We start from the raw sequence: 25836 nt of genomic DNA on the forward strand, positions 1-25836 counted from the left end.
GGGACGTCTTCCACCTCAAAGCGGAAACAGGCTGGTCAGCGGCATATGCGATTTGATGATCGGAGATTTCAGCACAACGAAGCTGAAATATTTGTCGATACCGACATCCATGTCCGTCAGCCGCTCCATGATCGACTGATATTCGACGATGCCGGAGGTGACGAATTTCAGGAGGTAATCGTAACCGCCTGAAACGAGGTGGCATTCTACCACTTGATCGATCTTTTCGATAACGCCGAGAAAACGGGCGAAGTCGATCTGCCGGTGGTTCTTGAGCGTGATCTCGGTGAATACCGTCAGCGTCTGGCCGAGCTTGTTGATGTTGATCTGTGCCGAATAACCTTCGATATAGCCCTCGGCCTGAAGCTTCTTGACGCGCATCAGGCAGGGGCTTGGCGAGAGATTGACAAGCTCCGCCAGCTCGACATTGGTGATGCGACCATTTTTCTGGAGTTCGTAGAGGATCTTGATGTCGATCCGGTCAAGTTTCATCACGTGCGGAACCCCTTTTATATTTTTTCGTGCACGCGGCATAAAATTCTGACGCGGCCATGGAAATCTTATCACATGAGCGTGCCCTGTCGACGCGGGGATGTTTTTTTCATCCAGCATAAAGAGTTGCAGACATGGCTACGAACAGCAGGAGATTCCGGCAATCGGCGCAGTCTGGCAGCGTTTACCCGGCGACCAAGGTAAATTAAGACGAATACAAGGAGCCTCACCATGCCTGCGCCGCTGCAACAGATCACGACATCACCGGAACTGCCGAAATCGGCGGACGCCGTCATTATCGGCGGCGGTATCGTCGGCGTGTTCGCAGCCTATTACCTCGCCCGGCGTGGCCTGAAAGTGGCTCTTGTCGAAAAAGGTCTTGTTGGCGCGGAGCAATCCAGCCGCAACTGGGGTTGGTGCCGGCAGCAGAACCGCGACGCCCGCGAATTGCCGATTTCAACGCAGAGCCTTACGCTCTGGGAACGGTTTGCCGCAGAAAGCGGCGAAGACACCGGTTTTCGCCGCTGCGGATTGTTCTACCTGAGCGACAACGAAGCTGAAATTGCCGGCTGGGCGCGCTGGCGCGACTTCGCCATCACCGCAGGCGTGACGACGCATATGTTGAGCGCGGATGAGGCGAGCAACCGCGGACGCGCAACTGGAAAACGCTGGAAGGGTGGCGTCTTTTCGCCAACGGACGGCACCGCCGATCCCTCGATGGCGGCGCCGGCCGTCGCGCGTGCCCTCATGAAACTGGGCGGAACGGTGCACCAGAATTGCGCCGCGCGCGGTCTGGAGACGGAAGGTGGTCGCGTTAGCGCCGTCGTTACCGAAAAAGGCACGATCCGCACCAAAACCGCCATCATGTCCGGCGGCGCCTGGGCCTCGTCCTTCTGCCGCCAGCTCGGAATTCGTTTTCCGCAAGCCGCTGTCCGCTCCTCAATCCTGTCCGTCACAGCAGGTGCGGAAGGACTGCCGGATGCGCTGCATACAAAAGCCGTTTCTGTAACACGCCGGAGCAACGGCGGTTACACGCTCGCCATCAGCGGCCTCGGTCGCATCGACCCGACCGCGCAGCAAATGCGGTTTGCACGCGAATTCGTTCCAATGTTCCTCAAGCGCTGGCGCAGCCTGCGACCGGGTGGATTGGAAGGGATTCGCGGTGGGCACGAAACGCTGAAACACTGGCGGCTCGATGCGCCGACGCCGATGGAGCGGGTTCGTATTCTCGATCCGAAACCGAATGCCGCCGCCATCCGTGAGACCCACAAAAGGGCGCTGGAACTTCTGCCTGCACTCCGCAAAACCCAGATATCCGCTGCCTGGGCCGGCTTCATCGACAGCACGCCGGATGGTGTGCCCGCCATCGGCGAGACCAGCGAATTGCCCGGCTTCATCCTCGCCGCCGGTTTCAGCGGCCACGGTTTCGGCATCGGCCCCGGCGCTGGCCACCTGATCGCCGATATCGTGACGGGTTCAACCCCGATCGTTGACCCCGCCCCGTATCATCCCAGCCGTTTCCTTGACTCGTCATGGGGCAAGGTCGCGGATTTCTGATTGTTCTGCGCAGGCCAACAGACGAATCAAAACAGCACCCGCAGGCATGACCTGCGGGTGCTGCCGTCCACCGCATTTATTCGACCGGTCAGCTTTTCGGCAGGCCGGGTGGGTTGGTTCTCGATTCCGGCAAGGCCTCTTCCGAAAGCTGCCAGCGTTCCAGTATCTTCGCGTAAGCGCCGCGCTTGATCAGATCGTTGGTGGCGAGCGTCAGCGCATCGGCCAATCCCGAACCCTTGCGGGTGGTGATGGCGACATCCGAACGTTCCGGCCAGCCGGCGGAGAGTGTTCCGACACGCTTGATGGTCTTGTCACGCGCGGCGATGAAGACCAGCTGCGCATGCGGCTGGACGATCACATCCGCCCGCCCGGCAGAAAGCGCGACAAGCCGGGTGGCCTCGTCGTCATAATATTGCAGCTCGAGCGGCTTTAACCCGGCGGCTACATTCTCGTCATTCCATTTCAGCAGAATACGCTCCTGATTGGTGCCAGCGCCGACGATGATCTTCAGGCCCGCCGCATCCTTCGGCTCATTTATGGCGGTGATGCCGCTGTCGGACTTCACGAAAAAGCCGTGCAGGCCCTGACGATAGGTGGAGAAGTCGAACTTCTCCTTGCGCTGCTCGGTCACCCCGACATTGGAAATGACAGCATCGTATTTGCCGGAGGCAAGCCCCAGCGGCCAGTCGGCCCAGGCGACAGCAACCAGCTCAAGCTCAAGGCCGAGACTATCAGCCACCGCAAGCGCATAGTCCGGATCGGCACCCACCACGGTCTTGGCGTCCGTCGCATAGGTCGCGAGCGGTGGTCCGCCAGGTGCGACCGCGACCGTGAGTTTGCCCGGGGTGATGAACTTGAAATCTTTCGGGATGGCGGCAATCGCTGCGGGGTCTTTTTCTACCCTGATCCGGCCAGGCTGGTCTGGCGAAAGATCGAAGACATCAGTTGCGAAAGCCGACCCGAAAGCGGCGACAGAGAGAAAAACGCCGAACGTGACTGTGGCAAGACGAGAGGTGAGTGCCATTCTGGCTCCCCGATAAAATGAATTGCAGGACGGAGGTAGCGCGGACGGGAGGAGGCCCGCGCTACCGGCTGAGTGATGTCCCACCTTCAACTCAGCTTTGTGGAAACTCAGCTTTCTGGCAGCAAACCAGCACTCAGCTCTTGGGCAGACCGGGCGGATTGGTCCGGGATTCGGTGATGGCTTCCGAACCGAGGTTCCAGCGGGCAAGAACCTTGCCGTAATTGCCGTTTTTGATCTGGGCGTTCAGTGCCGCCGTGATGGCTGCGGCAATTCCGGCATCCTTTTTGGAGGCAACGGCGATTTCAGCTGCTTCCGGCCAACCGCCGGAGAAGGTACCAACGAGCTTGGTCTTCTTCTGGCTTGCTGCCTGGAAGGCTGACGTCGCGTTGGGGCCGAGATAGGCGTCCGCGCGGCCGGATTGCAGGGCGACATCGAGCACGGCCTGATCGTCGTAATATTGCACATCGGTGTCGGCCAGACCCTTGGCCTTGTTGTCCTTGATCCATTTCAGCAGGATCTGCTCCTGATTGGTGGCAGCGCCGACGATAACCTTCAACCCGGCAACATCCTCGGGCTTGCTGATGCTCGTCACCTTGCTGTTGCTGCCCACGTAAAAGCCGAGCAGGTCGTTGCGGTAGCTGGAGAAGTCGAACTTTTCCTTGCGGGCTTCAGTGACCGTGATGTTGGAGGTGACGGCATCATATTTGCCGGAGGTGAGACCCAGCGGCCAATCGGCCCAGGCGATGGGAACTAGCTGAAGTTCAAGGCCAAGACTGTCAGCAACCAGCTGGGCGATATCCGGCTCCACGCCAATAGGCGTTTTCGTATCGCTGGCATAATCGACCAGCGGCAGCCGGAAAGGCACGGTCGCGACCGTCAACTTTCCATCCGCGACGAACTTGTGGCCAGCGGGCAGAAGCTTGATCGCTTCTTCCACCTTCTCGGCGCGCACTCGCCCTTTCTGCTCCGGCGACAGGTCGATTTCCTGCGCATGCGCAGCCGGTATCAGCGCGGTGGTAGCGGTGAAAAGACCGCCTGCAAGCAACGACAATAATTTCGATGAAAAAGCCATGCGAGTGTTTCCTTTGTTGTTTTGATTAGAGAACTTTTGCGAGGAATTCGGCGGTGCGGGGATGTTCCGGGCTGTTGAACACCTGGTCCGGCGTGCCTGTTTCGATGATGCGGCCCTGTTCCATGAAGACGACCCTGTCGGAGACTTCACGGGCAAAACCGATTTCATGGGTAACGATGATGAGCGTGACGCCGGAGCGGGAAAGCTCCTTGATGACATCAAGCACTTCGTTGACGAGTTCAGGATCGAGCGCGGATGTCGGCTCATCGAACAGCAAAACCTTCGGCCGCAACGCCAGCGCCCGGGCGATCGCCACGCGTTGCTGCTGACCGCCGGAAAGCTGACGGGGATAAGCGCCAGCTTTTTCGGCAAGGCCGACGCGAGCCAGAAGATCGCGCGCCTCGGCCTGCGCCTGCTCTTTCGATATGCCACGAACGGCGATGGGTGCTTCGATGATGTTTTCAAGCGCGGTCAGATGCGGGAACAGGTTGAAGCTCTGAAACACCATGCCCACTTCGGCGCGGCGCTTGAGGATTTCCCGTTCCTTCAGCTCATAAAGCGTATCGCCCTTTTGACGATAACCGACCAATTCACCGTCTATGGCGATAAAACCGTCATCGACACGCTCGAGATGGTTGATGGAGCGCAGCAATGTGGACTTGCCGGAGCCGGATTGGCCGAGAATGGTGGTGACACTGCCTGCCGGAATGGAAAGGCTGATATCATCAAGCACCTTCAGCGACCCGAAGGATTTCGAAACGCCATGAATATTGACCGACCCGCCACGATTTCCGAGCTGAAAGCTCACGGCACGGGCAGGCACCGAACGCTCGGGCCTTACGGCTGTCGTGGCCACCGTTTCCACGGCTTCAGGCAAGGGTTTGCGCGGCAGGAAGGTGCGGTAAATCGTGGCGAACAGTGACGGCGGCGGATTGCGCAGCGCACCGCGTGAAAAATGCCGCTCGATATGGTGCTGCACGATCGAAAGCGCCGTCAGTATCACCAGATACCAGACGGTCGCGACCATCAGCAGCGGGATCACTTCCAGATTGCGGCGATAGATGATCTGGATCGTGTAGAACAGCTCCGGCAGGGCAAGGATATAGACCTGCGAAGTCCCCTTGGCGAGGCCAATGATGTCGTTGAAGGCGGTGGGCAAGATGGAGCGCATCGCCTGCGGGAGAACGATGCGGGACGCCTGCCGCCGTCGGGGAAGGCCGAGTGCTGCGGCAGCCTCAAGCTGCCCCTGATCAACCGAGAGAATGCCGCCACGGACGATTTCGGATGCGAAGGCGGCCTGATTGAGCGTCAGCCCCAGAACGGCGGCCGCAAACGGCGTCATCAGCTGCGTGGTATTCCAGCTGAAGAAGTTGATGCCGATATAGGGCACACCGATCGTCACGGTCTCATAGAGATAACCGAGGTTGTTGAGGATCAGCAAAAGCACGATCAGCGGGATGGATCGAAAAATCCAGATATAGGTCCAGGATACGGCAACCAGCAGCGGCGAGCGTGAAACGCGGGCAAGCGCCAGCAGCGTTCCCAGCGCGAAGCCGAGCACCGCACCGAGCGCGGTCAGCAGCAGCGTCCGTCCTAAGCCGACCAACACCGGTTCAGCGAAAAACCATTCCGCAAAGACATCCCAGCCCCAGCGCGGATTGCCGAAAACGGAATGCAGAACGGCCGCAATGATAAGTACGGAGAAGACTGTTCCCACCGTCCGCAAGGGGTAGCGGGCCGGCACGATGCGGAAATGGGAATACCCACCCTTGATCGGTTCACCCTTCTGCTCGCTCAATGCAACATGCGGAAAATCAGAGGCTATCGTCATCTGAAAAAGCCTTTCACGGGTGGGCCGGGGAAGAATGCGGCCGGGCCGCCGGTATCGACGCGCCTTCCGCAACGGAGGCGGAGGCGCTATCGGCAAGCCATTTTTCGAAAGGCAGCGACCTGATCGTTTCAGGATCGGCCGACGTATCGAACAACGCGCGATAACCGTTGGTGAGATATAGGCCGACCGCTTCCGGCTGGCGGAAGCCCGTGGTCAGATAGACACGGGCGTAACCCTGCCGGATCGCCTGCCGCTCCAGCTCCTGAAGCACTATTTTGGCAAGCCCCTGCCGACGGTGGGCCGAATGGGTCCAGACCCGCTTGAACTCGGCGGTTTCCTCGTCGTAGCGCATGAAGGCACCGCCGGCGATCGCCTTGCCGCCACGCAAGAGCAGCAGGAAATTGCCCGACGGCGGGCTGAAAGCCTCCGGCGGATATTTGTTAAGTTCCGCCTTGGCGCCTTCCGCGTTGAAATATGTGCCGTAGCGGCTGTCATATTCGAACAGCAACTCCTCCAGAAGCGGAGTTGCGAGCGGATCCTTGACCGATGTGTAGAGAAAACTGTCGCTCATCTCATTGTCCTAAACTCGTTGCATCAGGAGAGGTATGCTTCGGCCAGGCGCACCCAGAAGCGTGCCGCAGGCGCAATGATCGCATCGTTGAAATCGTAGTGAGGGCTGTGCAGCGGCGCGCTGTCGCCATTGCCGACGAAGAGATAGGAGCCCGGCCGCTCCAGAAGCATGAAGGCGAAATCCTCGCTCGCCGTACGCGGCTGAAAGCCTTCTGCAACCTGTTCGGCTGGAAAATGCCGTTTGGCGACGTCGCGGGCAAAAGCTGTCTGCCTGATGTGATTGATGACGGGGGGGAAGCCACGGGAGTAGGTGACATCGGCGCTTGCGCCGAAGCTTTCCGCCTGTGCTTTGGCAAGGGCGGGAAGCCGCTCCTCCAGTCTGTCGCGCACGGCGGGCGAAAAGGCCCGCGCGGTAATCTGCAGTTCGACACTCTCGGGAATGACGTTGGAAGCAGTTCCGCCATGGATGGAGCCTACCGTCAGCACCGCCATGTCTCGCGGGTCGACATTGCGCGAGACGATGCTCTGCAAGGCGGTGACGAAGCTTGCCGAGGCAAGAACCGGATCAACCGTTTCATGCGGCGCCGCCCCGTGCCCGCCCTTGCCGATGATCCGAACCTTCGCCTTGTCGACGGAGGCCATGGCAGGCCCTTCGACAAAGCCGAATTGTCCGGTTTCGACACCCGGCCAGTTGTGCAGCCCGAACACGGCATCGACGGGAAACCGCTCGAAAAGCCTGTCCTTTATCATCGCTCTAGCACCCGCACCGATTTCCTCGGCGGGTTGGAAAATCAGCGTCAGCGTGCCGGAAAAACTCGATGTTTCAGCTAGATAACGGGCAGCGGCGAGCAGGATAGTCGTGTGACCGTCATGACCGCAGGCATGCATCACACCCTGTGTCTGGCTGGCATAGGCAAGACCGGTTTCCTCGACGATGGGCAGGGCGTCGATATCGGCGCGGATACCCAGACGCTTGTCACCATGACCACGTTTCAAGGTGGCGACGACGCCATGGCCCCCGACACCCTCGGTCACCTCATATCCGAAGGAGAGGAGATAACGGGCAACGAGCGCCGCCGTGCGCTTTTCCCCAAGCGAAAGCTCCGGATGTCGGTGAAGATCGTGCCGGATGGCGATGCTTTCCTCGATGAAGGCAAGGATTCCCCGTTCGGCGTCGTCCTGCGGACGCGCGCCGTCAATGCGGATATTCATGGTTCTGGTCTCCTGCGCTGCGCTTTACCCGCACAGCACCTTGAAATTCTCTCCGGGCGGCAATGGCTGCCGCCCGACCCCGCTTTTATGCGATCGCCTTGCTGGAACCGCTTTCAGCGTGGGAATAGATGCTCTCCTTGAAAGGCAGGCCGAGATGCTCACGCAGCGTTCTGCCTTCCAGATGCGGTTCGAAATATCCGCGCCGTTGCAGCACCGGTATGACGAGGCGGATGAAATCATCCAGCCCTTCGGCAATCACCGGGAAGCCCAGAATGAAACCGTCGGCCGCATCGTGCTCAACCCAGCGGATGATCTCGTCCGCCACCTTGTCCGGAGTTCCGATGAAACCTTCGCGCGGGGTCGCCGCCTCCAGCGCCGCTTCGCGCAACGTCTGGCTCTTTTCCTTCGCACGGCGCTTGATGCGGTCGGTCGTCGAACGGAAGCTATTCTTGCCGATCTCGCCAAGTTCGGGGAAAGGCTCATCCAGCGGATAGACACTGAAGTCGTGGTGGTCGAAGAAACGGCCGAGATAGGCGAGCGCATCCTCGATGGTGATGAGGTTGCGGATGATGTTGTATTTCGCTTCCGCCTCCTCCTGCGTCTCGCCCACAATCGGCCCGATGCCAGGGAAAATCTTCACGTCGGCAGCGGACCTGCCCTGCGCGACAGCACTCTGCTTCACGCGCTTGAGGAATGTCTGGTTTTCCTCGAGCGATGCAGAATTAGTAAAAACGGCGTCGGCATGTTTGCCCGCAAGCCCGATACCGGCATCCGAAGAACCCGCCTGGAAAATCACCGGCTGTCCCTGCGGCGAACGCTGGATGTTCAGCGGACCTTCCACCTGGAAGAAGCGACCCTTGTGGCCGAGCGTGTGGAGTTTTTGCCTGTCGAAGAACTGTCCCGTCTCGCGGTTACGCACGAAGGCATCGTCGTCCCAGCTGTCCCACAGGCCCTTGATCACCTCCAGATATTCATCGGCGATCTCGTAGCGCAGCGCATGTTCGGGATGGTTGCGGCTGTAGTTTTTCGCCGTACCTTCGAGTGGCGTCGTCACTGCATTCCAGCCGGCCCTGCCACCGCTCAGAAGATCGAGCGAGGCGAACTGGCGCGCGATGGTGAAGGGCTCGCTGTAGGAGGTCGAAACCGTGCCGGCAAGACCGATCTTCGAGGTGACGGAGGCCAGCGCCGAAAGGATGGTCAAAGGCTCGAACCGGTTGAGGAAGTGCGGAATGGACTTGTCGTTGATGTAAAGCCCGTCGGCAACGAAGGCGAAGGCGATGCCGGCGGCTTCTGCCTTCAGCGCGTTCTTCCTGAAGAAATCGAAGTTGACGCTGGCATCAACAGGGCTTTTCGGGTGCCGCCAGGCGTTCATGTGCCCGCCGGGGCCCTGGAGCATGATGCCGAAACGGATTGTCTTTTTCGTCATGTCATTTCCTCCTGAGGACAAGTTCACGCGGCCCTGGAAAGGCGGTGTGTGGCGAGCAATTCGATCGAGGCGAGCCTCTGATCGGCCCCCACATGCGGCGGCTCCACGATGAATTCCTCGATACCGTGCTCATCGGAAAGCGCGCGCAGCGCCTTGTGAATATCGTCCGGCCCGCCATGCAGGACGTTGGGCTTACGCTCCTCAATGCGATAATCGGTATCGCCGGACTGGCGGGCGAATTCTTCCGCCTGTTCACGGCGGCCAAGGTTGAACGCCTTGCCGTCGCTGAGGAACACCCGGTAGATGCGCTGACCTTCCACCTGCCGCGCCGCATGGTCGGGATCACTGGCGGCAAAGACGGAGAGGGCAAGGATCGGCGCCCTTCCGCCGCTCTCCTCACGGAAAGCCGAGAGGCTGCTGCGAAGAACCTCCGGATCACCATTGAGGTGGCCGGCAAAGACGAAATTCCATCCTTTGGAAGCTGCAAGCCTTGCGCTTTCCGGGCTGGCACCGAGCAGAAACCGTTCCACCGCAACCGGCGGCACCGGTGTTGCCTGCAACCCGGCCTGCGCATGCCCCTGCGGTGCGGCACCGGAGAGAAACGTGGTAAGTTCACCAAAAGCCGTTTCGAAATCCGGCTTGCGGGCGGGATCATAGGCCTGCTGTAGGGCAGACGTCGCAAGCGGCAGCCCGCCCGGTGTCTTGCCGACGCCGAGATCGACCCGACCGGGGGCGAGCGACGACAACACGTTGAAAACCTCGGCGACCTTGTAGGGGCTGTAATGCTGCAGCATCACGCCGCCCGAGCCGACGCGGATACGAGAGGTCTTCGCCAAAATCCATGCAACCAGCGCTTCCGGCGCGGAACCGGCAAGCTCCGGCGAATTGTGATGTTCTGCCACCCAGAATCGGCGATAGCCCAGTTCTTCGGCGCGTTTGGCGAGATTGATCGTGTCGCGGAACGCGCTTGCCGCGTTCTCACCCGTTGGAACAGGGCTCTTGTCCAGCAAACTGAGAGTATACATCATCACCTCGCATGTCTTTTGATGCATACTTTGTCTACTGATTTTATATAGTAATAAAGGACGTTCGTTCCACGTTGCGACGCGATCAGAGAAAATATTGTTTCCCGCTATGGTTTCGGCAGGCGTCTTTGGCAAAGCAATCCGAAACGATGAGGAAACAGGGCGAAAAACGATGGTGTAAAGCCGCTTTGTGCATCGAGCCGGGACGAAACGGACTTGCGCGGGAATTCGGTAAAAACTACTTAGTAAGTTGAGAACACCATAACCCGGCACTCAGAAGGTGCTGGCCCTCTTTGCGGATCATGCGATGTTGACCAAAAAAGGCAAATACGGACTGAAGGCTCTTGTCGATCTGGCGCGGTTGCCCCAGGGCGAGACCGCCTTTGTGACCGAGATTGCAACCCGCAACAATATTCCGAAAAAATTTCTGGATACTATTCTTCTGGAACTGCGCAACAGCGGCATTCTGCGTTCCAAGAAGGGACCGAATGGCGGTTATTCGCTGTCGAAAATGCCATCGGAAATCATGATCGGGCAGGTCATCCGAACGCTGGACGGGCCCTTGGCCCCCATCCGCTGTGCCAGCCGCACCGCTTTTGAAGCCTGCGACGACTGCGACGATCCCGAGACCTGTCAGGTTAGGGTTTCGATGACGGACGTGCGGGACGCCATCGCAACAATCCTGGACAATATGACGCTCGCACAATTCGTGGCAAAAGGCGGACAAGACGCGCAATTTATTCCGGCAGGCGAATAAGCGCCGTTTACTGCCTGCGCAGATCGTCTCCCAGGGTCGCAATCAGCCCGGATTCGCTTGCACCATCGATAAGGCCGAGACGGGCCATTAGAATTTCCAGCGTGATGGCATTGTTGCGGACAGAGCGAAAGGTCACGCTTTCCGCCCCCACCTGCGCCGCATCGATATTGGCCGCGAGGCGGGAAATCTGTGCCTTCAGCAATTCGATTGCGAGAAATATTTCGCCGATAAGGGGGCGCGCATCACCTTCCTCGGCCAATCTGTCAATCAGCAACGCTGAAAGCTCACGCTGTTTCTCACCCAGAGCCACGGCGGCCTTCAGAAGGGTGAAAACGGAGGCTGCCAGATTTCCAGCGCCCTGGGCAAGAAACGCGACCTGATCGGCGCGCAGCAGGCCGTCCCATGATGTATCCGGGCGATTGCGAAGAACAACGAGCACGGCCTGCCCTGCCGTGTTGACTGCCGGGACAACGATCCAGTCTGCATCTGAGGTAACAGATCGGGCAATGTCATCGGGCAGCCGCAAGCCATAGTCGTCGCCAGTCAACAGAACCGCCTGATCCACGCCGGCGTCAGATGAGGCAAGCGCAAAAGTCTCGCCAAGATCGAGGCGGGCGAAGAGGGTCTTGCGCTGCTCTTCGCTACCGGCGTTCCTGATGAATTCAAGCGCCGTGAAGTGTTCGGCAAGCGCATGCGCCGCCTCCGCATCCGCCGCGGAAATAATCGAGAGAGCTTGCGAGAGAACGTCGTTTGTGATGTCCGCCCCGCCCAGATCGTTTGGAACGGAGAGGGCGAGAAGGCCGGAACGGGCAATCCGCGCGTGGATTTGTGCGGCACTTTCCACCGCGCATTTTTCGGCAATCGTCCGGGCAACGGTCAGTACATCCCCATCCGCGCCGAGACGCGGGGACACGAAACGAATTCTTTCGCCGAGCGGCGTGACAGATCCCATGCTCAACTCCCTCAAAGAATGACCCAGTGAAAGCGCCGGAAAGGCCGGAGCTCAGTCCAGCGAATGATAACGGCCGTTTTGATAGACCAGCGAGTGACCCGACCCGATGCGGATCGCCTCCACCTTGCCGATGATGATGACGTGGCTGTGGCGCTCGATCGCCTCCTCGATGGTGCAATCGATCGCGGCGACGGCGTCCTCGAGGATGGGCGCGCCGCTCGCCAGACGGGTCCATTCCGCGCCGCGATAACGGTCCACACCTTTCAGACCGCCAACACCGGCAAACTGGTTGGCGATGAACTGATGGTTCGGGCCGATAATATTCACCGCCAGATGGCCGAAGCGCTGCACCACAGGCCATGTGGAGGAGGAGCGGTTGAGCGCAACCAGAATTCTTGGCGGATCGACCGACAGGGCTGTGGCGGATGTTACCGTAGCACCCGTGCGCGCATCACCCTCGCCCGCCGTAATGACGCTGACACCGCCGCCCAGCGTCCTGAGCGCCGCCTTAAGGCTATCGGCATCCGGCGCCTTGCCAGAGACGGGATCGCGGAGATTGATGAATTGTTGATCCTTGGCCGCATATTGCAATGTCATCGATCGCTCCTGAAAACAGCTTGTTGCTCAATAGTTAGCAGCGGCGGCGGGGCGTGAAATAGACATCGTTTTCCATAATACTTATATTCTATGGAAATAATGTTTTATATGCCGCTCTCCCGTGAACGCTCCGCCGAATGACGCCCATCGGAAAGGCTAACCGGAAGACAGGGCCGCCTGCCTTCCGGCGATTGATCACGAGCCGGATACCAGCTTGACGTTACCGCCGTGGCCGCCGCCGCCGAAAACCTGTTTCGTGCCGAAAGACGAACGGATCTGATTACGTGGCCCATCAAGCCCGATTTCCGGAAACAGCAATTCGGATAGACGATAGGCTTCCTCCAGATGCGGATAGCCCGATGCGATGACGGTATCGATGCCCAGCGCCTGATACTCCCGCAGCCGCGCCGCAACTGTCTTCGGCGAACCCACCAGCGCGGTGCCGGCGCCGGAGCGGACAAGACCAATTCCCGCCCACAAGTTCGGAGAGACTTCAAGCTGGTCACGCCGGCCATTATGCAGCGCCCGCATCCTTGCCTGACCGACCGAATCCGACGCCTTTAAGAAGGCCTCCTGAGCGGAAGCGATGGTTTCGTCGGAAAGCTTGGAAATCAGTTTGTCCGCATCGGCCCAGGCCTCCTCATCGGTTTCGCGCACGATGAAATGCAGGCGAATGCCGAATGTCACTTCTCGCCCCTTTTTCGCTGCGGCGGCGCGAACCTTGGCGATTTTTTCCGCCACCTGTGCCGGCGGCTCACCCCAGGTCAGATATTTATCGGTGATACCGGCCGAGAACTCGATCCCGGCATCGGAGGAGCCGCCGAAATAAAGCGGCGGACGCGGTTCCTGCACCGGTGGCAGGCCGAGCCTGGCACCCTGTGCCTTGATATATTTGCCGTCGAGATCCCCCTTGCCAGTTTCGATCAACGAATTGAACACCTGGAAGAACTCGTCAGCGTGGTCGTAACGCTCGTCGTGCGGCAGGAAGATGCCATCACCAGCCAGCTCCTGCGCGCTGCCGCCAACGACGATGTTGAGAAGCAGCCGACCATGGGAAACACGGTCCAGCGTGGAGGCCAGCCGCGCATAATAGGCCGGCGAGGCAACGCCCGGACGGATGGCGACGAGGAATTTCAGTTTCTCGGTATAGGCGGCGAGATTGGCCGCGAGGATGAAGGATTCCTCGCAGGCGACGCCGGTGGGAATAAGCACCCCGGAATAACCGAGCCGATCCGCAGCCTGCGCTATTTCCCGGAAATAGCCGGGATCGGCGGGACGTGACAGATCGTCGGAGCCAAGATAGCTGCCGTCGCCTGAGGTGGGTATGAACCACAGAAAATCGAGTGGTTTGTCAGCTGTGCTCATCGACAGGTCCTTTGCAATCCGCCCATCGGGCAATTCGGCTGGGTACTAAAAGGGTAGCCAATTCCCCGCCGCGTTTAAGAAATTTTGTTCCAATTTCCGTGCCGCAAGGAGAGTTTATCTCCGCTGGGAAATGGGTCTGGGAAGCGAAAACAAACCTTTCGCCTCCCTGTGTCAGAGGACCGGATAAAGTCCGAGCATCGCGAAATTCATTTCGTAAATCTCTTCCCGCTCAAGGTCGAGATCGCTCTTTTCCCGCTTGATACGACCGGAATGATCCAGCGGCTGGAGCCTGCCCTGATCATCCCCTCGCGGCCTACGCCTGGCCAGACCGAACAGATCGACAGTAAACGCATGAAGTCCCTGCGGCATGTGCGCCTCCTTTGGTCAATTCGCTCTATCCTCCGGCGAGCGCCCAGATTGGTCAATATTTTCCATAAAATTACTATTCTATAATTGGCGGATTGCCGGCAAACGTGGACTAAGGTTGCGGCAGCGGGAAAAATTCCGTTTCGAACCGCCAATAAAGGGGTCATCGCAATGGCACCGACACGATGGCCGCTCAAAGCACGGACTTGGGACGAAAAGACTATAGAGCGCCGGCATCACCCTGCAGCAGCGCACCGTGCAGAACGGGTGATCCGCGCTTCTTCGATCTGCTGGCCTTGATTTCGGACGCCGCTTTCAGGCGTGCGAAAAGAGCATAGCCCTCGGACCACCGGCCGAAACCGGCGGCAATATTGATGTGTCCAACCGAGCCGAGATTGACGATATCGCTTCCCCAGTAAGCAGCGGTGCGGGCTAACTCGTCCGGGTTCATATAGGGGTCGTTCATGCTACCTACGACGAGACTGGGGAAGGCGAGCGGCGACCGAGGAAATGCGCCGAAGCGGACGATGCATGGATGCATTGCCTCCACTCTGTCGAGATGGGCGGGCGCCACCAGAAGCGCACCCCTGATTTTGCTGGCCACGGGTCGTGTCGCCATATTGGCGACAAGCAGGCAACCCAGGCTGTGGGCGACAATATAGGCGCTTTCGGTTGCGGCGAGCGCCGCTTCCAGACGCTCAAGCCAGTCTTCAAGAACCGGGCATTCCCAATTCTGCTGATCGACCAGCTGCGCCTCCGAATCTTCCAGCAGCCAGTGCCGCTGCCAATGCCCCTCATCCGAACCGTTGAGGCCGGGGACAATCAAGGTGGTACACATGCCTACTCCGTGGTTTGCGGGCGGGGTGTGCCAAGAATGGTGAATTTCGCAATTTTAGTCGACTATTGCCTTGCTCAGCTTTTCCGAACTCGAGAAAAATCGATCCATACAATTCCGCTCTGGCAAAAAATACGTCCTCGGCAGCGGGCCTCAAAACTGCGCATGTGGAATCATTGCCTAAAATATTTTCCATAGAAAATATGTTCTAATTGAGCAAAAGACGCGGAAAGCTTTTCCTCTGCCGCATCCGAAAAGAAACGCCGCTGCTTGGCCGTGCCGCCGCCGGTTTGTCATTCTCGCACTATCGGAGACCTCAACCTCCCGAACCCCAAAATGGCAGATGCCGAGCCTCGGCAGGGCCATTCCACCGCGACATAAAGCGAAAATTCAGGCGGATAATGTGAGCAGCACGAGCGAATTTCTCTGGTACATCCCCAATGACGTCAAACCCGGACATCGGGGCGACGCCGTCAGCGAAAACCACAACAGCCTCGATACTTTAACTACCCATGCCAGGGCGCTGGAAAACCATGGCTGGAAGGGCGCGTTGATCGGCACCGGCTGGGGGCGTCCGGATACCTTTACGGTTGCGGCGTCGCTTACCGCGCGTACCACCACTTTCGAGCCACTGATCGCTATCCGCCCCGGCTACTGGAAGCCGGCCAATCTCGCATCGGCCGCCGCCACGCTCGATCAGCTTTCTGGTGGCCGGGTACGAATCAATGTCGTTTCCGGCCGGGACGAGCTTGCGGCCTATGGCGACGAAGAAGGCGATCAGGCGCAGCGTTATGCGCGCACGAAGGAGTTCATGCGGCTGGTGCGGCGGCTCTGGACTGAGGAAAACGTCACTTTCAATGGCGACCATTTCCGGGTCAAGAACTCCACCGTCTCGCCGCGTATCAGCGAGAGTGCCGGACGGCCACATCCCAAACTTTATTTCGGCGGCGCGTCCGAGGCCGCCGAACAGGTTGCCGCAACTGAAGCCGATGTCCAGCTCTTCTGGGGCGAACCGCTCGCCGGCGTGCGCGAAAGGATCGAACGTCTCAGACATTTCAGTGAGACCCTCGGCCGTGACCTGCCGCCGCTGCAATTCGGTCTGCGGATCACCACGCTGGTGCGCGAAACCACGGCTGAGGCTTGGCGCGATGCGGAAACAAAGGTGGCGGAGATGGCTGCGAACAATGGCGTGCGCTGGAACGATCATCTGCAAGGTGTCGCAGTCGGCCAGCGCCGCCTGCTGGATCTGCACACGCAGAGCGATGTGCTGGACGACAATCTTTATACCGCACCCGGCAAATTTGGCGGAGGCGGTGCCGCAACGACATGGCTCGTCGGTTCGGCGGAAGACGTCGCCGCGTCGCTGCGCAAATACCGCGCGCTTGGCATCACCCATTTCGTGCTTTCCGACACGCCCTATCTTCAGGAAATTGAACGGCAGGGCGACAAGCTGTTGCCGCTACTCCGGGACTGATGCGGGCGGCGTCAACATGGGCGGTCTGCCAAACAAAGCCGCCCATGTCTTCTACGGTCAGCCGCCAACAGCCTTGATGCTCTGACGGCCGAGGATAGTTCGGATCATGTGGCTTTGCGGCGCATGCGCCCTTGCCGTTATGGCGTCGCGGTGATGCCGCTCGAGATTATAGTCCCGGCGAAGGCCGCGATTGCCGCCAAGCTCCAGCGCCAGATCCGTCACCGCCACCGCATTGTCGATCACCACATGACGAACGGCGAGCGCATCCGTGCCTACCCTCTCACCCGCATCGACATCACGCGCGACGGAGCGGAGCAGACGCCTGTTGGCCGCAAGAAGCACCTCGATCTCGCCCAGACCTTCCTGAATACGGGGAATGGATGACAGCGGCGCGCCGAGGCTTGCCGGAACATGGCCTGTCAGATGGCGCAAGAGGGCGTCACGCGCCGAAAGCGCGACACCGTGATAGACGGAGGCCAGCAGCACGAAGAAATTGTAACCGTCCGCCTCATCCCGCCGCAACGGCTCGTCCGCCGGCTGTTCGGCAACGATATCGGCGAGCGGCACCCTCACATTCTCAAGCAGGAGATCGTCGCTGGCGGTGGCATACATTCCGGTCGCTTCCCATGCCTTTTCCCGGCCGATGCCCGGCGCATCGAGCGGGACCAGAAGCTGGATCAGGCGCGGCACCTCTTCCGTCGTGACGGCAAGTACAATCGCCCATTTCAGACCCGGCAGGCCGGTGACGAAGCTCTTGCGGCCATTGACCACCCAGAAATCGCCCTCGATCCGCGCCGTCGTTTCCGGCAGGCCGCCATGGGCCGGGGAACCGATCCCCGGCTCTGCCTGTGCATTGTTCAGAAGCGCCCGCTCCCTGTTATTGGCGGCCAGCACCTTTGCCGCGAGATCTGCCGGCCACCTGCCGCGCCGGATGGCAGCATGAACGCTGTAATGCATGGCAAGGATGAGGGCGGTTGACGGATCACCCTTGGCAATGGCGGCGATGACGGCATGCGCGGTTTCCATGCCCTCCCCCCAGCCACCGTCCTTTTCAGCCGTCACGAGACCAAGCAGGCCAGACTTGAAAAGCGCCTCGAAATTACCGGCGGCGAATTCGCCGCTTTTGTCATACTCCGCCGCAGTCAGGCTGAAATCTTCGGCGAGCGCGGTTGCGATGGCGACGGGATTCAAGTGCTGCTCCGGGCTCGGAACGGCGGATAAAGCGCCGCTCATGCCACCGCCCTTTCACTGGTCGTGACGAAACGGTCATCGATCCACGCAGCGAGATCGAAGTCGTTTTCAAGGAAACCCCATTGATGCAGGAAATCCTTGTAATGGCCGACGGCGGCGACGAGGTCCGCATCGAGGCTAAGACCTAGATGGCGGTGGACATCCGGGCCGTTGGCGGCCAGAACCTGCTCTTCGGTCGCACCCGCCTCGCGCGCGATAAAACGGCGGGTCTCTTCCGGATGCTGCTCCGCCCAGAGCGAGGCTTTGGCAATGGCGGCAACCAGCCGCTCCACTAGATCGGGGCGCTCATCGGCAAGCCGACCGTCGACTGTCAGCACGCGGGGAGAGCCGGAGTTGATACGTATCTTCGGGTCGGGGTGAAAACCGAATTCCGCCACCTGCACGGCGCCGATCAGGTTCGCGGCGGCGATACCGGCAGTACCCTTGACGAAAATCGCATCGACCTCACCCCGCAACAGCGCGATGATCTCCTCACCGAAGGATTGTCGCCGCTTCAGGCCGAAAAGGGATGGTCCCTCCTGTGTCGCCAGCACGGAATCCTTGATCACGATATCCTTCAGCTCGATATCCTCGACCTTAAGCCCCTCCAGCGAAAGCGCCGAAACGATGCCCTTCAAAGCTGTCGCTCGCATGAAATCGACAATCCCATCAGGTCTGCGCGGCACACCGAAACGGCGGCCGACGAGATCGGCAAACGAGCGGATACCGGTTTCCGGAAGGGTGATGATCGCCTGGAACTCATCGGTCCAGGTAATGCCGATAAGACGCGTATTGCGCCCTTCCGAGCGGGCGCGGATAGGGGGCACATTGCCGCCGTGGCGGAAGGACCATTCCAGCGTGTGGTTGAAGTGGCTCTGCCGGACGGAGCGATCCGGTGAATCGATGATGGATTTCAGCGATATGCCGACATCCTCGAAGGTCTGTGCGAGATAACCGAGCTGCGCCGCAAGCCCCACGGGCGTGGGCACCGGGCAACGTGTGTACCAGATTTCAGAAAGTGTCGTGCTCATGGCTTTGGCCTCGATGAAAACGATGACACCAGAAAGCGATGCTGCGGTGCCCGTCGACGAAAGGGAGATATCCCTACCCGCCGCAAACGGCGGGCAGGGGCTGGCGAGACGATCAGGATGCCGCGATATGCGCGAAGGCCAGGCTGCCCGCGACGCCTTCGGCACCGATCGTGTGATCGGCAATGCGCTTGTTGAAGATGGTGATTTCAGGTGCCGCAACGATGTCGATGGCAGGAACGTCATCGACGAGGATCTGCTGTATTTCCTTCCATTGCGCGACGCGCTTGTCCGGATCGATCTCGACAGCGGCAGCTTCCAGCAGCGCATCCACCTTGGGGTTGCTGTAGGCGGCGCCATTTGAGAAGGGCACGCCCTTCTTGAAGTTTTTCGACCAGTATAGCCGCTGCACACCGACGGTCGGGTCGAAGAGATTGCTCATGCCCTCATAGGCAAAATCGAAATCGCGATCCGTGTAGATGCGCTTGGTATAGGTGGCGAAATCCTGCGTCCGCACCGTCACATCCACACCGACCTTCGCCAGCGCCTGGCGAATATAGTCCGCGCCACGCGGATAGGCCTCGGTGCTCGGCACATAGTCCAGATTGAGCTTGAAACGGATGCCATCCGCACCGCGCTTGTATCCCGCCTCGTCCAGCAGCGCTTCGGCCGCCTTCAGATCGATCGGATAGGTCTTCAGATCGTCCACGAACCATTTCGTCAGCTTCGGATTGATCGGTCCGGTAATCGTCGCACCATAGCCATAATTGACCGTGTTGAAAATGACGTTACGGTCAATGACATGCGCGAAGGCGCGGCGGACGCGGACATCCTTGAACACGTCCTTCTCGAGGTTGAACTCCACGCGGCTGATCGAATTGGTATATTGATAGCCATTGGTCTCGAAGCCGAGGCTCGGTAGTTCCTTCAGACGGTCGAGATCGCTATAGGCGACCGGGGTGCTCGGAGCGAGATCGATTTCACCGGTTTCGATGGCAATCGCCCGGGCCGAAGCATCAGGAATGAAGCGAACAATCAGCTTGTCGAGATAGGGGCGCGGCGCATCCCAGTAATCGGCATTGCGCTCAAAAACGATATGGCTGCCCCGCACCCACTCCTTGAACTTGAACGGGCCGGTGCCAACAGGCGCGAGATTGATGGGATTTTCGGTAACTTTCGTGCCTTCATAAAGATGCTTGGGCACGATAGGCGTTTCAGCAGCGGCAAGCGCTGTTATCAGATACGGCGCAGGCTTGGAAAGAACCAGCACGGCCGTCAGATCATCCGGGGTCTCGACACTGGTGAGGTTCAGGAAGGTATTGCGCCCGCGCGGATGCACTTCCTTGATGGTGTTGATGGAGAACGCCACATCGGCAGATGTGAAAGGCTTGCCGTCATGCCATTTTACACCGGGTCTCAGATTGAAGGTGTAACGCAGGCCATCGCCGCTGACATCCCATGATTTGGCCAGCAGCGGCTTGGGATTGAGGTCGAAATCATAGGTCAGCAGCCCTTCCGTGACCTTGGGCGATATGTAGACGGAATTATAGGCCGTGTGCGCGATCGTCGTCAGAACCGGCGGCTCCGATGAGATGAGCAAAGTGGCCGTTCCGCCGCTTGCCGGCTCTGCTGCGTTGAGCTTCAGCCCCGGCAACGACACCACGCCAAGCGCCACCGACGCCAGCAGAAATCCGCGGCGCGTCGTCTGGTTGAAAACAGTCATGCGATACCTCTCCTTAATTGAACCGGCGAAAAACCGGCAAAACTGAACGGCCGCGCTTGGGAAGAAGTTTGTTCCGCAGACGAGAGTGAGATTGGCATGAAGCACCAACCATTCTCATAAATAGGAATTATCTTTTCTTTATGGCGCATTTTTCCGTAAATTTCAGAAAATAATTCTATTACTCTTTGACAAATTCCATAAAATTAGTCAACTAATACCAACGCCTTTACGGGCCGATTTCATGTTTTCAAGCGAATGGACTGGAGCCGATGTCGAATTCGAAACGGATTTTATCGCAGGCAAGGCGGGTGGCCATTCAGGCCGTCCCGACGGTTCTCGGTATCGTCATCCTGAACTTCTTCCTGCTGCAGCTGGCGCCTGGTGATGCGGCTGACGTGCTGGCCGCGGAAGCGGGTTCGGCGACCGTCGAGACCATGGCCGAAATTCGCTCACGCTTCGGGCTCGACCTGCCGGTCGTCCATCAGCTCATGAACTATCTCGGCAATCTGGCCCAGTTCAGCCTCGGCTTTTCACCCCGCTACGGCATGCCGGTCGCCGATCTTATCGGCCAGCGATTGCCCGGCACGCTGGCGCTGATGGGAGCAGCACTTGGCATTGCGATTTTCGTCGGCGTTTTCCTCGGCTCCATCATGGCGCTCTTTTCCGGCAAGCTGCCGGACCGGATCATTTCGATTGGCTCGCTAATCTTTTATTCCGTGCCGGGCTTCTGGATCGGCCTGATGCTTATCCTCACCTTCTCGGTCAAGCTCGGCTGGCTTCCGTCTGGCGGCGACAGCACCATCGGCAGCAGCCTCACCGGCCTCGACGCCCTTCTGGACAGGCTGCGCTATATCGTTCTCCCCGCCCTTTCGCTGGCGCTTTATTTTCTGGCGATTTATGCCCGCCTCACGCGCGCGGCGATGCTGGAAGTCAAATCCCAGGACTATGTGCGCACGGCACGGGCAAAAGGCGTTTCACCCTTCCGGCTCACCACACGCCATATTCTGCGCAACGCGCTCATCCCGATCACCACCATGGCCGGCATGCATATTGGCGGCCTGCTGGGCGGTGCGGTCGTGGTCGAGACCGTCTTCAGCTGGCCAGGCCTTGGCCGTCTTGCTTTCGAGGCCGTCATGGCCCGCGATTTCAGCGTGCTGCTCGGCATTCTGCTTCTGTCTTCCCTTGTCGTCATCATTGTCAATGCCGCCGTGGACCTGTTGCAGGCATGGCTCGACCCCCGCATCGGAGAAAGCCGATGAATTCCTCCCAGACATCAGCAGTTCTCGACGCGGCCGAACTCAGTGCCGAAGAGAGCAATCCCAAACCTAAAAAACCTGAAGAAAAAGTCTGGCCCTATATCCATGCGCCGGACGCGCTTTCAGCCCGCTCCGTCTCCGTGCCGCGGCGCGGCTTGCGGCGGGAACTGAAGATTTTCCTGACCAATCCCAACGCTATCGTTGGGCTGCTGTTCCTTGCCACCGTCCTCATCGCCGCTGTCACGGCCCCGCTGATCTATCCGGGCGATCCGCTGGAAATGGTGGCCCGCCCCTTCCTCTGGCCCGGCCAGAATCCAGCCTATCCGCTCGGCACCGATTCCATGGGGCGTGATGTGCTGGCGGGCATTGTGCACGGCGCACGCATCTCGCTCACCGTCGGTGTCGTTGCCACCCTGATCGGGCTGACGATCGGCATAACAATTGGTGCTTTCGCCGGTTATTTCGGTGGCGTCATCGACGATATTCTCGTGAAGATCATCGAAATCTTCCAGACATTGCCGAACTTCGTGCTGCTGGTGGTGCTCGTCGCCATCGCCCAGCCTTCGGTCACCACGGTAACCTCGGCAATCGGCATCATTACCTGGCCACTTGTTGCGCGCCTGACCCGCGCCGAATTCCGCGCCATCCGCGAGAAGGACTATGTGCTTGCCGCACGAAGCCTCGGTTATGGCCATGCGCGTATCGTGTTTCAGGAAATTCTGCCCAACGCCCTGCCGCCGATCATCGTCACCTCCTCCGTCATGGTGGCGGGTGCGATCCTCATGGAAGCAGCCCTTTCCTTCATGGGACTTGGCGACCCCAACCGTGTTTCCTGGGGTTCGATGATCGGGTCGGGACGCGACGTCATTCGCACCGCCTGGTATCTGACCGCCCTTCCCGGCCTCGCCATCGTCTTCACCGTCATTTCGCTGAACCTCATCAGCGACGGTCTCAACGATGCGCTAAACCCCCGTTTTTCGGAGGAACGCCGATGAGCAAACTTATCGAAGTCCACGATCTCTCCGTCAGCTTCGGCTCAGCCCAACCGGTCAAGGGCGTCAGCTTCGATGTGGAGTCCGGCGAAATGCTGGCAATCGTCGGCGAAAGCGGCTCGGGAAAATCGCTGACTGCGCTCGGCCTGATCGGCCTGTTGCCGTCGCATGCAAAAACCGGCGGGCGTGTTCTGCTCGAAGGCCGCGATCTCCTGCCGCTTTCCGAGCGGCAATGGCGCGGCATTCGCGGCCGCGATATCGGCATGATCTTTCAGGAACCGATGACATCGCTGAACCCCGTCCTGACGGTGGGCGAACAGATCGTCGAGGTGCTGCGCATCCATGAAAGGATCGACAGGCACCAGGCGCGCAAACGCGCCATCGAGCTTCTGGACCTCGTCAATATTCCCGACGCTCAGCGCCGCGTGGACGATTATCCGCACCAGCTTTCCGGCGGCATGCGCCAGCGCGTCATGATCGCCATCGGCGTTGCCTGCAATCCCAAACTGCTGATCGCCGACGAGGCGACGACCGCGCTCGACGTGACGATACAGGCGCAGATCCTGCAGCTGCTCGACAATCTGCGCCGCGATCTCAACATGGCCGTCATCCTCATCACCCACGATCTTGGCATTGTGGCGCAATGGGCCGATCGGGTCATGGTCATGTATGCCGGCCGCAAGGTGGAAGAAGGATTGCCTGAACCGGTTTTCTCCAATCCTTACCACCCCTATACGCGCGGCCTGCTGGCTGCCTCTCCGCGCGCTGAAGACGGCCAGCATTATCGCGACGGGCCACTCATCGAAATTCCGGGTTCAATCGTTTCCGCTACGGGCGAGCGCGGCTGCGCCTTCCGGCCACGCTGTCCGAGCGCCCGCGGTTTCTGCGGGCAGTTCGTACCGCCGCTGAGGCTCGTCTCGGAAGGCCGCTACGCCGCCTGCCCCTTCGTATCCCCCACATCCCAAGAGGTATCCGATGACGCTCTTGTCAGTGCATAGTCTTTCCACCCACTATTCGGGAGGACGCGGAACAGTCCGCGCCGTCGACGATGTGTCGCTCGACATCGAGGCGGGCGAGACCGTGGCGCTGGTGGGTGAATCAGGCTGCGGCAAATCCTCGCTCGGCAAGTCGCTGATGCGGCTGGTGGAGCCCACTTCCGGCAGGATCACCTTCAAGGGCGCCGATGTCACGGCGATGTCGTCGTCGCAGCTGCGCGGCATCCGCCGCCGCATCCAGATGATCTTTCAGGACCCATTCGCGTCGCTCAATCCACGCCAGACGGTGCGAACCATCCTTACCGGGCCGTTGAAGGTGCACGGCATTGGCGACAGGGAGCAACAGCGGGAGATCGTCGAGGCGATCGTCGCGCAGGTGGGTCTGCCGCCTGATGCACTCGACCGCTATCCGCACGAGTTTTCCGGCGGCCAGCGCCAGCGCATCGGCATTGCCCGGGCGCTCGTTCTCGAGCCGGAACTGGTCGTCTGCGACGAGCCTGTCTCGGCGCTCGATCTTTCCATCCAGGCGCAGATCCTCAACCTTCTGGTGGAGATGAAGAAACGGCTTTCGTTGTCCTATCTCTTCGTATCCCACGACCTTTCGGTCGTACGCTATTTTTCCGATCGCGTTCTGGTCATGTATCTCGGCAAGATCGTGGAAAGCGCGCCGACCGCGGAGCTTTGGGCCTCGCCGAAACACCCCTATACCCGTGCGCTTCTCGCAGCCGTTCCCGATCCCGCGCGCCGCAAGCAGGCAGCGCCCATTTCCGGCGACCTGCCGAGCCCCCACAACCCGCCATCCGGCTGCCGGTTTCACACCCGCTGCCCGCTCGCCACCGATCTCTGTCGCGAAAAAGCGCCGGATTACACCCTTTTCGGCAAGAACCACGCCGTGGCTTGCCACCATGCCCAATAAACTGAAGGAGCAACCATAATGGTCGACTATCGCTATCTCGGACGCAGCGCGCTGAAAGTTTCACCGCTGAGCCTCGGCACGATGATGTTCGGAGGCCCGACGCCGGATGACGTGGCCTTCCGCATCATCGACAAGGCACGCGAGCAGGGCATCAACTTCATCGACACTGCCGATGTCTATCACGACGGCAAGTCGGAAGAAGTCGTTGGTCGCGGTATCAAGGCCAGTCGCGATCACTGGGTTCTGGCAACGAAATTCGTCAATTCCCACACCAAGGGTCCGAACCTTGGCGGCCATTCGCGCAAATGGGTGATCGAGACCGTCGAGAATTCGCTTCGCCGTCTCAACACCGACTACATCGATATCCTCTATTTCCACCGCGCCGTCTTCGACGCGCCGCTGGAAGAGCCGGTACGCGCCATTGCCGATCTCATCCGTGCGGGCAAGCTGCGCTATTTCGGCGTTTCCAACTTCCGGGGCTGGCGCATCGCCGAAATTTCGCATCTGGCCGATCAGCTCGGCATCGACCGGCCTATCGCCAGCCAGCCGCTCTACAACATCGTCAACCGCACAGCCGAAGCCGAGCAGCTGCCCGCGGCACATAATTACGGGCTGGGCGTCGTTTCCTATTCGCCGCTGGCACGTGGCGTGCTGACCGGGAAATATCAGCCGGGTGAGCAGCCGGGCGCAGATACCCGTGTCGGCCGTGGCGACAAGCGGGTTCTGGAAACCGAATGGCGCCCCGAGTCGGTCGAAATCGCCCAGAAGGTTGCGGCGCACGCCGCATCAAAGGGTGTTTCGGCAGCGGATTTTGCGCTCGCCTGGGTGCTGAACAACAAGTTCGTCACCGCCGCGATCACCGGCCCGCGTACTGAAGACCATTGGGACGGTTACGTCCGCGCCCTCGATGTGAAGATCGATGCGGAAGACGAGGCGCTGGTCGACAGCCTTGTGACGACAGGCCATCCCTCGACACCCGGCTTCAACGATCCGAGCCATCCCGTCGAAGGCCGCGTGCCGCGCAATATCGAACCGGCTCCCCGCCCGGTCGTCAAGCCGCGCGCGGTCGCCTGATCGTCCAGAAGAAAATGCCTGCGGCGCGACCGTGCCGCAGGTCATCACATCCGCTCAGGGAAAATCC

At 59.8% G+C, this 25836-nt stretch carries 24 protein-coding genes; 8 read left to right on the forward strand and 16 right to left on the reverse strand.

What is annotated here, in order from left to right; all coding sequences use genetic code 11:
* Positions 1-15: 15 nt before the first annotated feature.
* Positions 16-492, reverse strand: a complete 477-nt coding sequence (locus tag AC1DCP_RS10675; protein ID WP_013761655.1) for an Lrp/AsnC family transcriptional regulator — start codon at positions 490-492, stop codon at positions 16-18.
* Between the two features lie 231 nt (positions 493-723).
* Here AC1DCP_RS10675 and AC1DCP_RS10680 point away from each other — a divergent pair, with 231 nt between their 5' ends.
* A complete protein-coding gene (locus AC1DCP_RS10680; RefSeq protein ID WP_060642327.1) occupies positions 724-2049 on the forward strand; it encodes an NAD(P)/FAD-dependent oxidoreductase in 1326 nt (441 codons plus the stop codon).
* 88 nt (positions 2050-2137) lie between these two features.
* Here AC1DCP_RS10680 and AC1DCP_RS10685 read toward each other — a convergent pair whose 3' ends face one another.
* The 7 genes from AC1DCP_RS10685 to AC1DCP_RS10715 all read right to left on the reverse strand — a co-directional run bounded on the left by AC1DCP_RS10685 (position 2138) and on the right by AC1DCP_RS10715 (position 10212).
* Positions 2138-3073 (reverse strand): ABC transporter substrate-binding protein, encoded by a 936-nt coding sequence (locus AC1DCP_RS10685; protein WP_112391265.1) that lies wholly within the window; start codon positions 3071-3073, stop codon positions 2138-2140.
* A 133-nt stretch (positions 3074-3206) separates the two neighbouring features.
* A complete protein-coding gene (locus AC1DCP_RS10690; RefSeq protein WP_065662550.1) occupies positions 3207-4145 on the reverse strand; it encodes an ABC transporter substrate-binding protein in 939 nt (312 codons plus the stop codon).
* Between the two features lie 25 nt (positions 4146-4170).
* A complete protein-coding gene (locus AC1DCP_RS10695; RefSeq protein ID WP_112959481.1) occupies positions 4171-5976 on the reverse strand; it encodes an amino acid ABC transporter permease/ATP-binding protein in 1806 nt (601 codons plus the stop codon).
* Positions 5977-5989: 13 nt separating this feature from the next.
* Positions 5990-6547, reverse strand: coding sequence for a GNAT family N-acetyltransferase (locus AC1DCP_RS10700; protein WP_003511088.1), 558 nt, complete (start codon positions 6545-6547; stop codon positions 5990-5992).
* Between the two features lie 23 nt (positions 6548-6570).
* Positions 6571-7758, reverse strand: coding sequence for a M20 aminoacylase family protein (locus AC1DCP_RS10705; protein ID WP_013761660.1), 1188 nt, complete (start codon positions 7756-7758; stop codon positions 6571-6573).
* Positions 7759-7843: 85 nt separating this feature from the next.
* A complete protein-coding gene (locus AC1DCP_RS10710; protein ID WP_112674695.1) occupies positions 7844-9184 on the reverse strand; it encodes an LLM class flavin-dependent oxidoreductase in 1341 nt (446 codons plus the stop codon).
* Positions 9185-9207: 23 nt separating this feature from the next.
* Complete coding sequence (locus tag AC1DCP_RS10715) at positions 9208-10212, reverse strand: LLM class flavin-dependent oxidoreductase (protein ID WP_065687796.1); 1005 nt, start codon at positions 10210-10212, stop codon at positions 9208-9210.
* A 304-nt stretch (positions 10213-10516) separates the two neighbouring features.
* On the opposite strand from AC1DCP_RS10715, the gene AC1DCP_RS10720 reads away from it, so the two are divergent.
* On the forward strand, positions 10517-10966 hold the full coding sequence (locus tag AC1DCP_RS10720; protein WP_003511094.1) for an RrF2 family transcriptional regulator: 450 nt from the start codon (positions 10517-10519) through the stop codon (positions 10964-10966).
* 7 nt (positions 10967-10973) lie between these two features.
* On the opposite strand, the gene AC1DCP_RS10725 is transcribed toward AC1DCP_RS10720, so the two are convergent.
* From AC1DCP_RS10725 to AC1DCP_RS10745, 5 genes are all read right to left on the reverse strand, one after another.
* Positions 10974-11918 carry an acyl-CoA dehydrogenase family protein gene (locus AC1DCP_RS10725; protein ID WP_035199523.1) on the reverse strand — a complete coding sequence of 315 codons (945 nt, stop codon included), beginning with the start codon at positions 11916-11918 and terminating at the stop codon, positions 10974-10976.
* A gap of 51 nt (positions 11919-11969) precedes the next feature.
* The gene (locus AC1DCP_RS10730; RefSeq protein WP_003511097.1) at positions 11970-12515 is read right to left on the reverse strand and encodes a flavin reductase family protein; all 546 of its coding nucleotides are present in this window, start codon (positions 12513-12515) and stop codon (positions 11970-11972) included.
* A gap of 195 nt (positions 12516-12710) precedes the next feature.
* A complete protein-coding gene (gene ssuD, locus AC1DCP_RS10735; RefSeq protein WP_003511099.1) occupies positions 12711-13880 on the reverse strand; it encodes an FMNH2-dependent alkanesulfonate monooxygenase in 1170 nt (389 codons plus the stop codon).
* Positions 13881-14051: 171 nt separating this feature from the next.
* Positions 14052-14249, reverse strand: coding sequence for a hypothetical protein (locus tag AC1DCP_RS10740; protein ID WP_003511101.1), 198 nt, complete (start codon positions 14247-14249; stop codon positions 14052-14054).
* Positions 14250-14466: 217 nt separating this feature from the next.
* Entirely contained in the window at positions 14467-15084 is a 618-nt protein-coding gene (locus tag AC1DCP_RS10745) for an alpha/beta hydrolase (RefSeq protein ID WP_065687798.1), read from the reverse strand.
* A 400-nt stretch (positions 15085-15484) separates the two neighbouring features.
* On the opposite strand from AC1DCP_RS10745, the gene AC1DCP_RS10750 reads away from it, so the two are divergent.
* Complete coding sequence (locus AC1DCP_RS10750; RefSeq protein ID WP_065688004.1) at positions 15485-16555, forward strand: LLM class flavin-dependent oxidoreductase; 1071 nt, start codon at positions 15485-15487, stop codon at positions 16553-16555.
* A 57-nt stretch (positions 16556-16612) separates the two neighbouring features.
* On the opposite strand, the gene AC1DCP_RS10755 is transcribed toward AC1DCP_RS10750, so the two are convergent.
* From AC1DCP_RS10755 to AC1DCP_RS10765, 3 genes are all read right to left on the reverse strand, one after another.
* Positions 16613-17788 carry an acyl-CoA dehydrogenase family protein gene (locus AC1DCP_RS10755; RefSeq protein WP_065687799.1) on the reverse strand — a complete coding sequence of 392 codons (1176 nt, stop codon included), beginning with the start codon at positions 17786-17788 and terminating at the stop codon, positions 16613-16615.
* Positions 17785-18816 (reverse strand): ABC transporter substrate-binding protein, encoded by a 1032-nt coding sequence (locus AC1DCP_RS10760; RefSeq protein WP_476774260.1) that lies wholly within the window; start codon positions 18814-18816, stop codon positions 17785-17787. Before AC1DCP_RS10760 ends, AC1DCP_RS10755 begins: the two co-directional genes overlap by 4 nt.
* Positions 18817-18928: 112 nt before the next feature.
* A complete protein-coding gene (locus AC1DCP_RS10765; RefSeq protein ID WP_065687800.1) occupies positions 18929-20536 on the reverse strand; it encodes an ABC transporter substrate-binding protein in 1608 nt (535 codons plus the stop codon).
* Between the two features lie 269 nt (positions 20537-20805).
* Between AC1DCP_RS10765 and AC1DCP_RS10770 the strand changes: the two genes are divergently transcribed.
* Genes AC1DCP_RS10770 through AC1DCP_RS10790 form a run of 5 tightly spaced genes read left to right on the forward strand, consistent with a single transcriptional unit; the run spans position 20806 to position 25769 of the window.
* Complete coding sequence (locus AC1DCP_RS10770) at positions 20806-21795, forward strand: ABC transporter permease (RefSeq protein ID WP_065687801.1); 990 nt, start codon at positions 20806-20808, stop codon at positions 21793-21795.
* Positions 21792-22787, forward strand: a complete 996-nt coding sequence (locus AC1DCP_RS10775; protein ID WP_003511114.1) for an ABC transporter permease — start codon at positions 21792-21794, stop codon at positions 22785-22787. The genes AC1DCP_RS10770 and AC1DCP_RS10775 overlap by 4 nt, the downstream gene beginning before the upstream one ends.
* Positions 22784-23782, forward strand: a complete 999-nt coding sequence (locus tag AC1DCP_RS10780) for an ABC transporter ATP-binding protein (RefSeq protein WP_003511115.1) — start codon at positions 22784-22786, stop codon at positions 23780-23782. The genes AC1DCP_RS10775 and AC1DCP_RS10780 overlap by 4 nt, the downstream gene beginning before the upstream one ends.
* Positions 23760-24695 (forward strand): ABC transporter ATP-binding protein, encoded by a 936-nt coding sequence (locus AC1DCP_RS10785; RefSeq protein ID WP_065687802.1) that lies wholly within the window; start codon positions 23760-23762, stop codon positions 24693-24695. Before AC1DCP_RS10780 ends, AC1DCP_RS10785 begins: the two co-directional genes overlap by 23 nt.
* 18 nt (positions 24696-24713) lie before the next feature.
* Positions 24714-25769 (forward strand): aldo/keto reductase, encoded by a 1056-nt coding sequence (locus tag AC1DCP_RS10790; protein WP_003511118.1) that lies wholly within the window; start codon positions 24714-24716, stop codon positions 25767-25769.
* Positions 25770-25836: the final 67 nt, after the last annotated feature.

The organism is Agrobacterium sp. 10T429 (genome assembly GCF_056393925.1).

What these genes read in the sequence shown, in the direction of transcription:
- AC1DCP_RS10780 (WP_003511115.1), top strand. Translation starts at nt 22,784, where the DNA reads ATGAGCAAACTTATCGAAGTCCACGATCTCTCCGTCAGCTTCGGCTCA.
- AC1DCP_RS10745 (WP_065687798.1), bottom strand. Translation starts at nt 15,084, where the DNA reads ATGTGTACCACCTTGATTGTCCCCGGCCTCAACGGTTCGGATGAGGGG.
- AC1DCP_RS10785 (WP_065687802.1), top strand. Translation starts at nt 23,760, where the DNA reads ATGACGCTCTTGTCAGTGCATAGTCTTTCCACCCACTATTCGGGAGGA.
- AC1DCP_RS10700 (WP_003511088.1), bottom strand. Translation starts at nt 6,547, where the DNA reads ATGAGCGACAGTTTTCTCTACACATCGGTCAAGGATCCGCTCGCAACT.
- AC1DCP_RS10715 (WP_065687796.1), bottom strand. Translation starts at nt 10,212, where the DNA reads ATGATGTATACTCTCAGTTTGCTGGACAAGAGCCCTGTTCCAACGGGT.
- AC1DCP_RS10680 (WP_060642327.1), top strand. Translation starts at nt 724, where the DNA reads ATGCCTGCGCCGCTGCAACAGATCACGACATCACCGGAACTGCCGAAA.
- AC1DCP_RS10730 (WP_003511097.1), bottom strand. Translation starts at nt 12,515, where the DNA reads ATGACATTGCAATATGCGGCCAAGGATCAACAATTCATCAATCTCCGC.
- AC1DCP_RS10675 (WP_013761655.1), bottom strand. Translation starts at nt 492, where the DNA reads ATGAAACTTGACCGGATCGACATCAAGATCCTCTACGAACTCCAGAAA.
- AC1DCP_RS10685 (WP_112391265.1), bottom strand. Translation starts at nt 3,073, where the DNA reads ATGGCACTCACCTCTCGTCTTGCCACAGTCACGTTCGGCGTTTTTCTC.
- AC1DCP_RS10690 (WP_065662550.1), bottom strand. Translation starts at nt 4,145, where the DNA reads ATGGCTTTTTCATCGAAATTATTGTCGTTGCTTGCAGGCGGTCTTTTC.
- AC1DCP_RS10705 (WP_013761660.1), bottom strand. Translation starts at nt 7,758, where the DNA reads ATGAATATCCGCATTGACGGCGCGCGTCCGCAGGACGACGCCGAACGG.
- ssuD (WP_003511099.1), bottom strand. Translation starts at nt 13,880, where the DNA reads ATGAGCACAGCTGACAAACCACTCGATTTTCTGTGGTTCATACCCACC.
- AC1DCP_RS10775 (WP_003511114.1), top strand. Translation starts at nt 21,792, where the DNA reads ATGAATTCCTCCCAGACATCAGCAGTTCTCGACGCGGCCGAACTCAGT.
- AC1DCP_RS10695 (WP_112959481.1), bottom strand. Translation starts at nt 5,976, where the DNA reads ATGACGATAGCCTCTGATTTTCCGCATGTTGCATTGAGCGAGCAGAAG.
- AC1DCP_RS10770 (WP_065687801.1), top strand. Translation starts at nt 20,806, where the DNA reads ATGTCGAATTCGAAACGGATTTTATCGCAGGCAAGGCGGGTGGCCATT.
- AC1DCP_RS10765 (WP_065687800.1), bottom strand. Translation starts at nt 20,536, where the DNA reads ATGACTGTTTTCAACCAGACGACGCGCCGCGGATTTCTGCTGGCGTCG.
- AC1DCP_RS10720 (WP_003511094.1), top strand. Translation starts at nt 10,517, where the DNA reads ATGTTGACCAAAAAAGGCAAATACGGACTGAAGGCTCTTGTCGATCTG.
- AC1DCP_RS10790 (WP_003511118.1), top strand. Translation starts at nt 24,714, where the DNA reads ATGGTCGACTATCGCTATCTCGGACGCAGCGCGCTGAAAGTTTCACCG.
- AC1DCP_RS10760 (WP_476774260.1), bottom strand. Translation starts at nt 18,816, where the DNA reads ATGAGCACGACACTTTCTGAAATCTGGTACACACGTTGCCCGGTGCCC.
- AC1DCP_RS10710 (WP_112674695.1), bottom strand. Translation starts at nt 9,184, where the DNA reads ATGACGAAAAAGACAATCCGTTTCGGCATCATGCTCCAGGGCCCCGGC.
- AC1DCP_RS10740 (WP_003511101.1), bottom strand. Translation starts at nt 14,249, where the DNA reads ATGCCGCAGGGACTTCATGCGTTTACTGTCGATCTGTTCGGTCTGGCC.
- AC1DCP_RS10755 (WP_065687799.1), bottom strand. Translation starts at nt 17,788, where the DNA reads ATGAGCGGCGCTTTATCCGCCGTTCCGAGCCCGGAGCAGCACTTGAAT.
- AC1DCP_RS10725 (WP_035199523.1), bottom strand. Translation starts at nt 11,918, where the DNA reads ATGGGATCTGTCACGCCGCTCGGCGAAAGAATTCGTTTCGTGTCCCCG.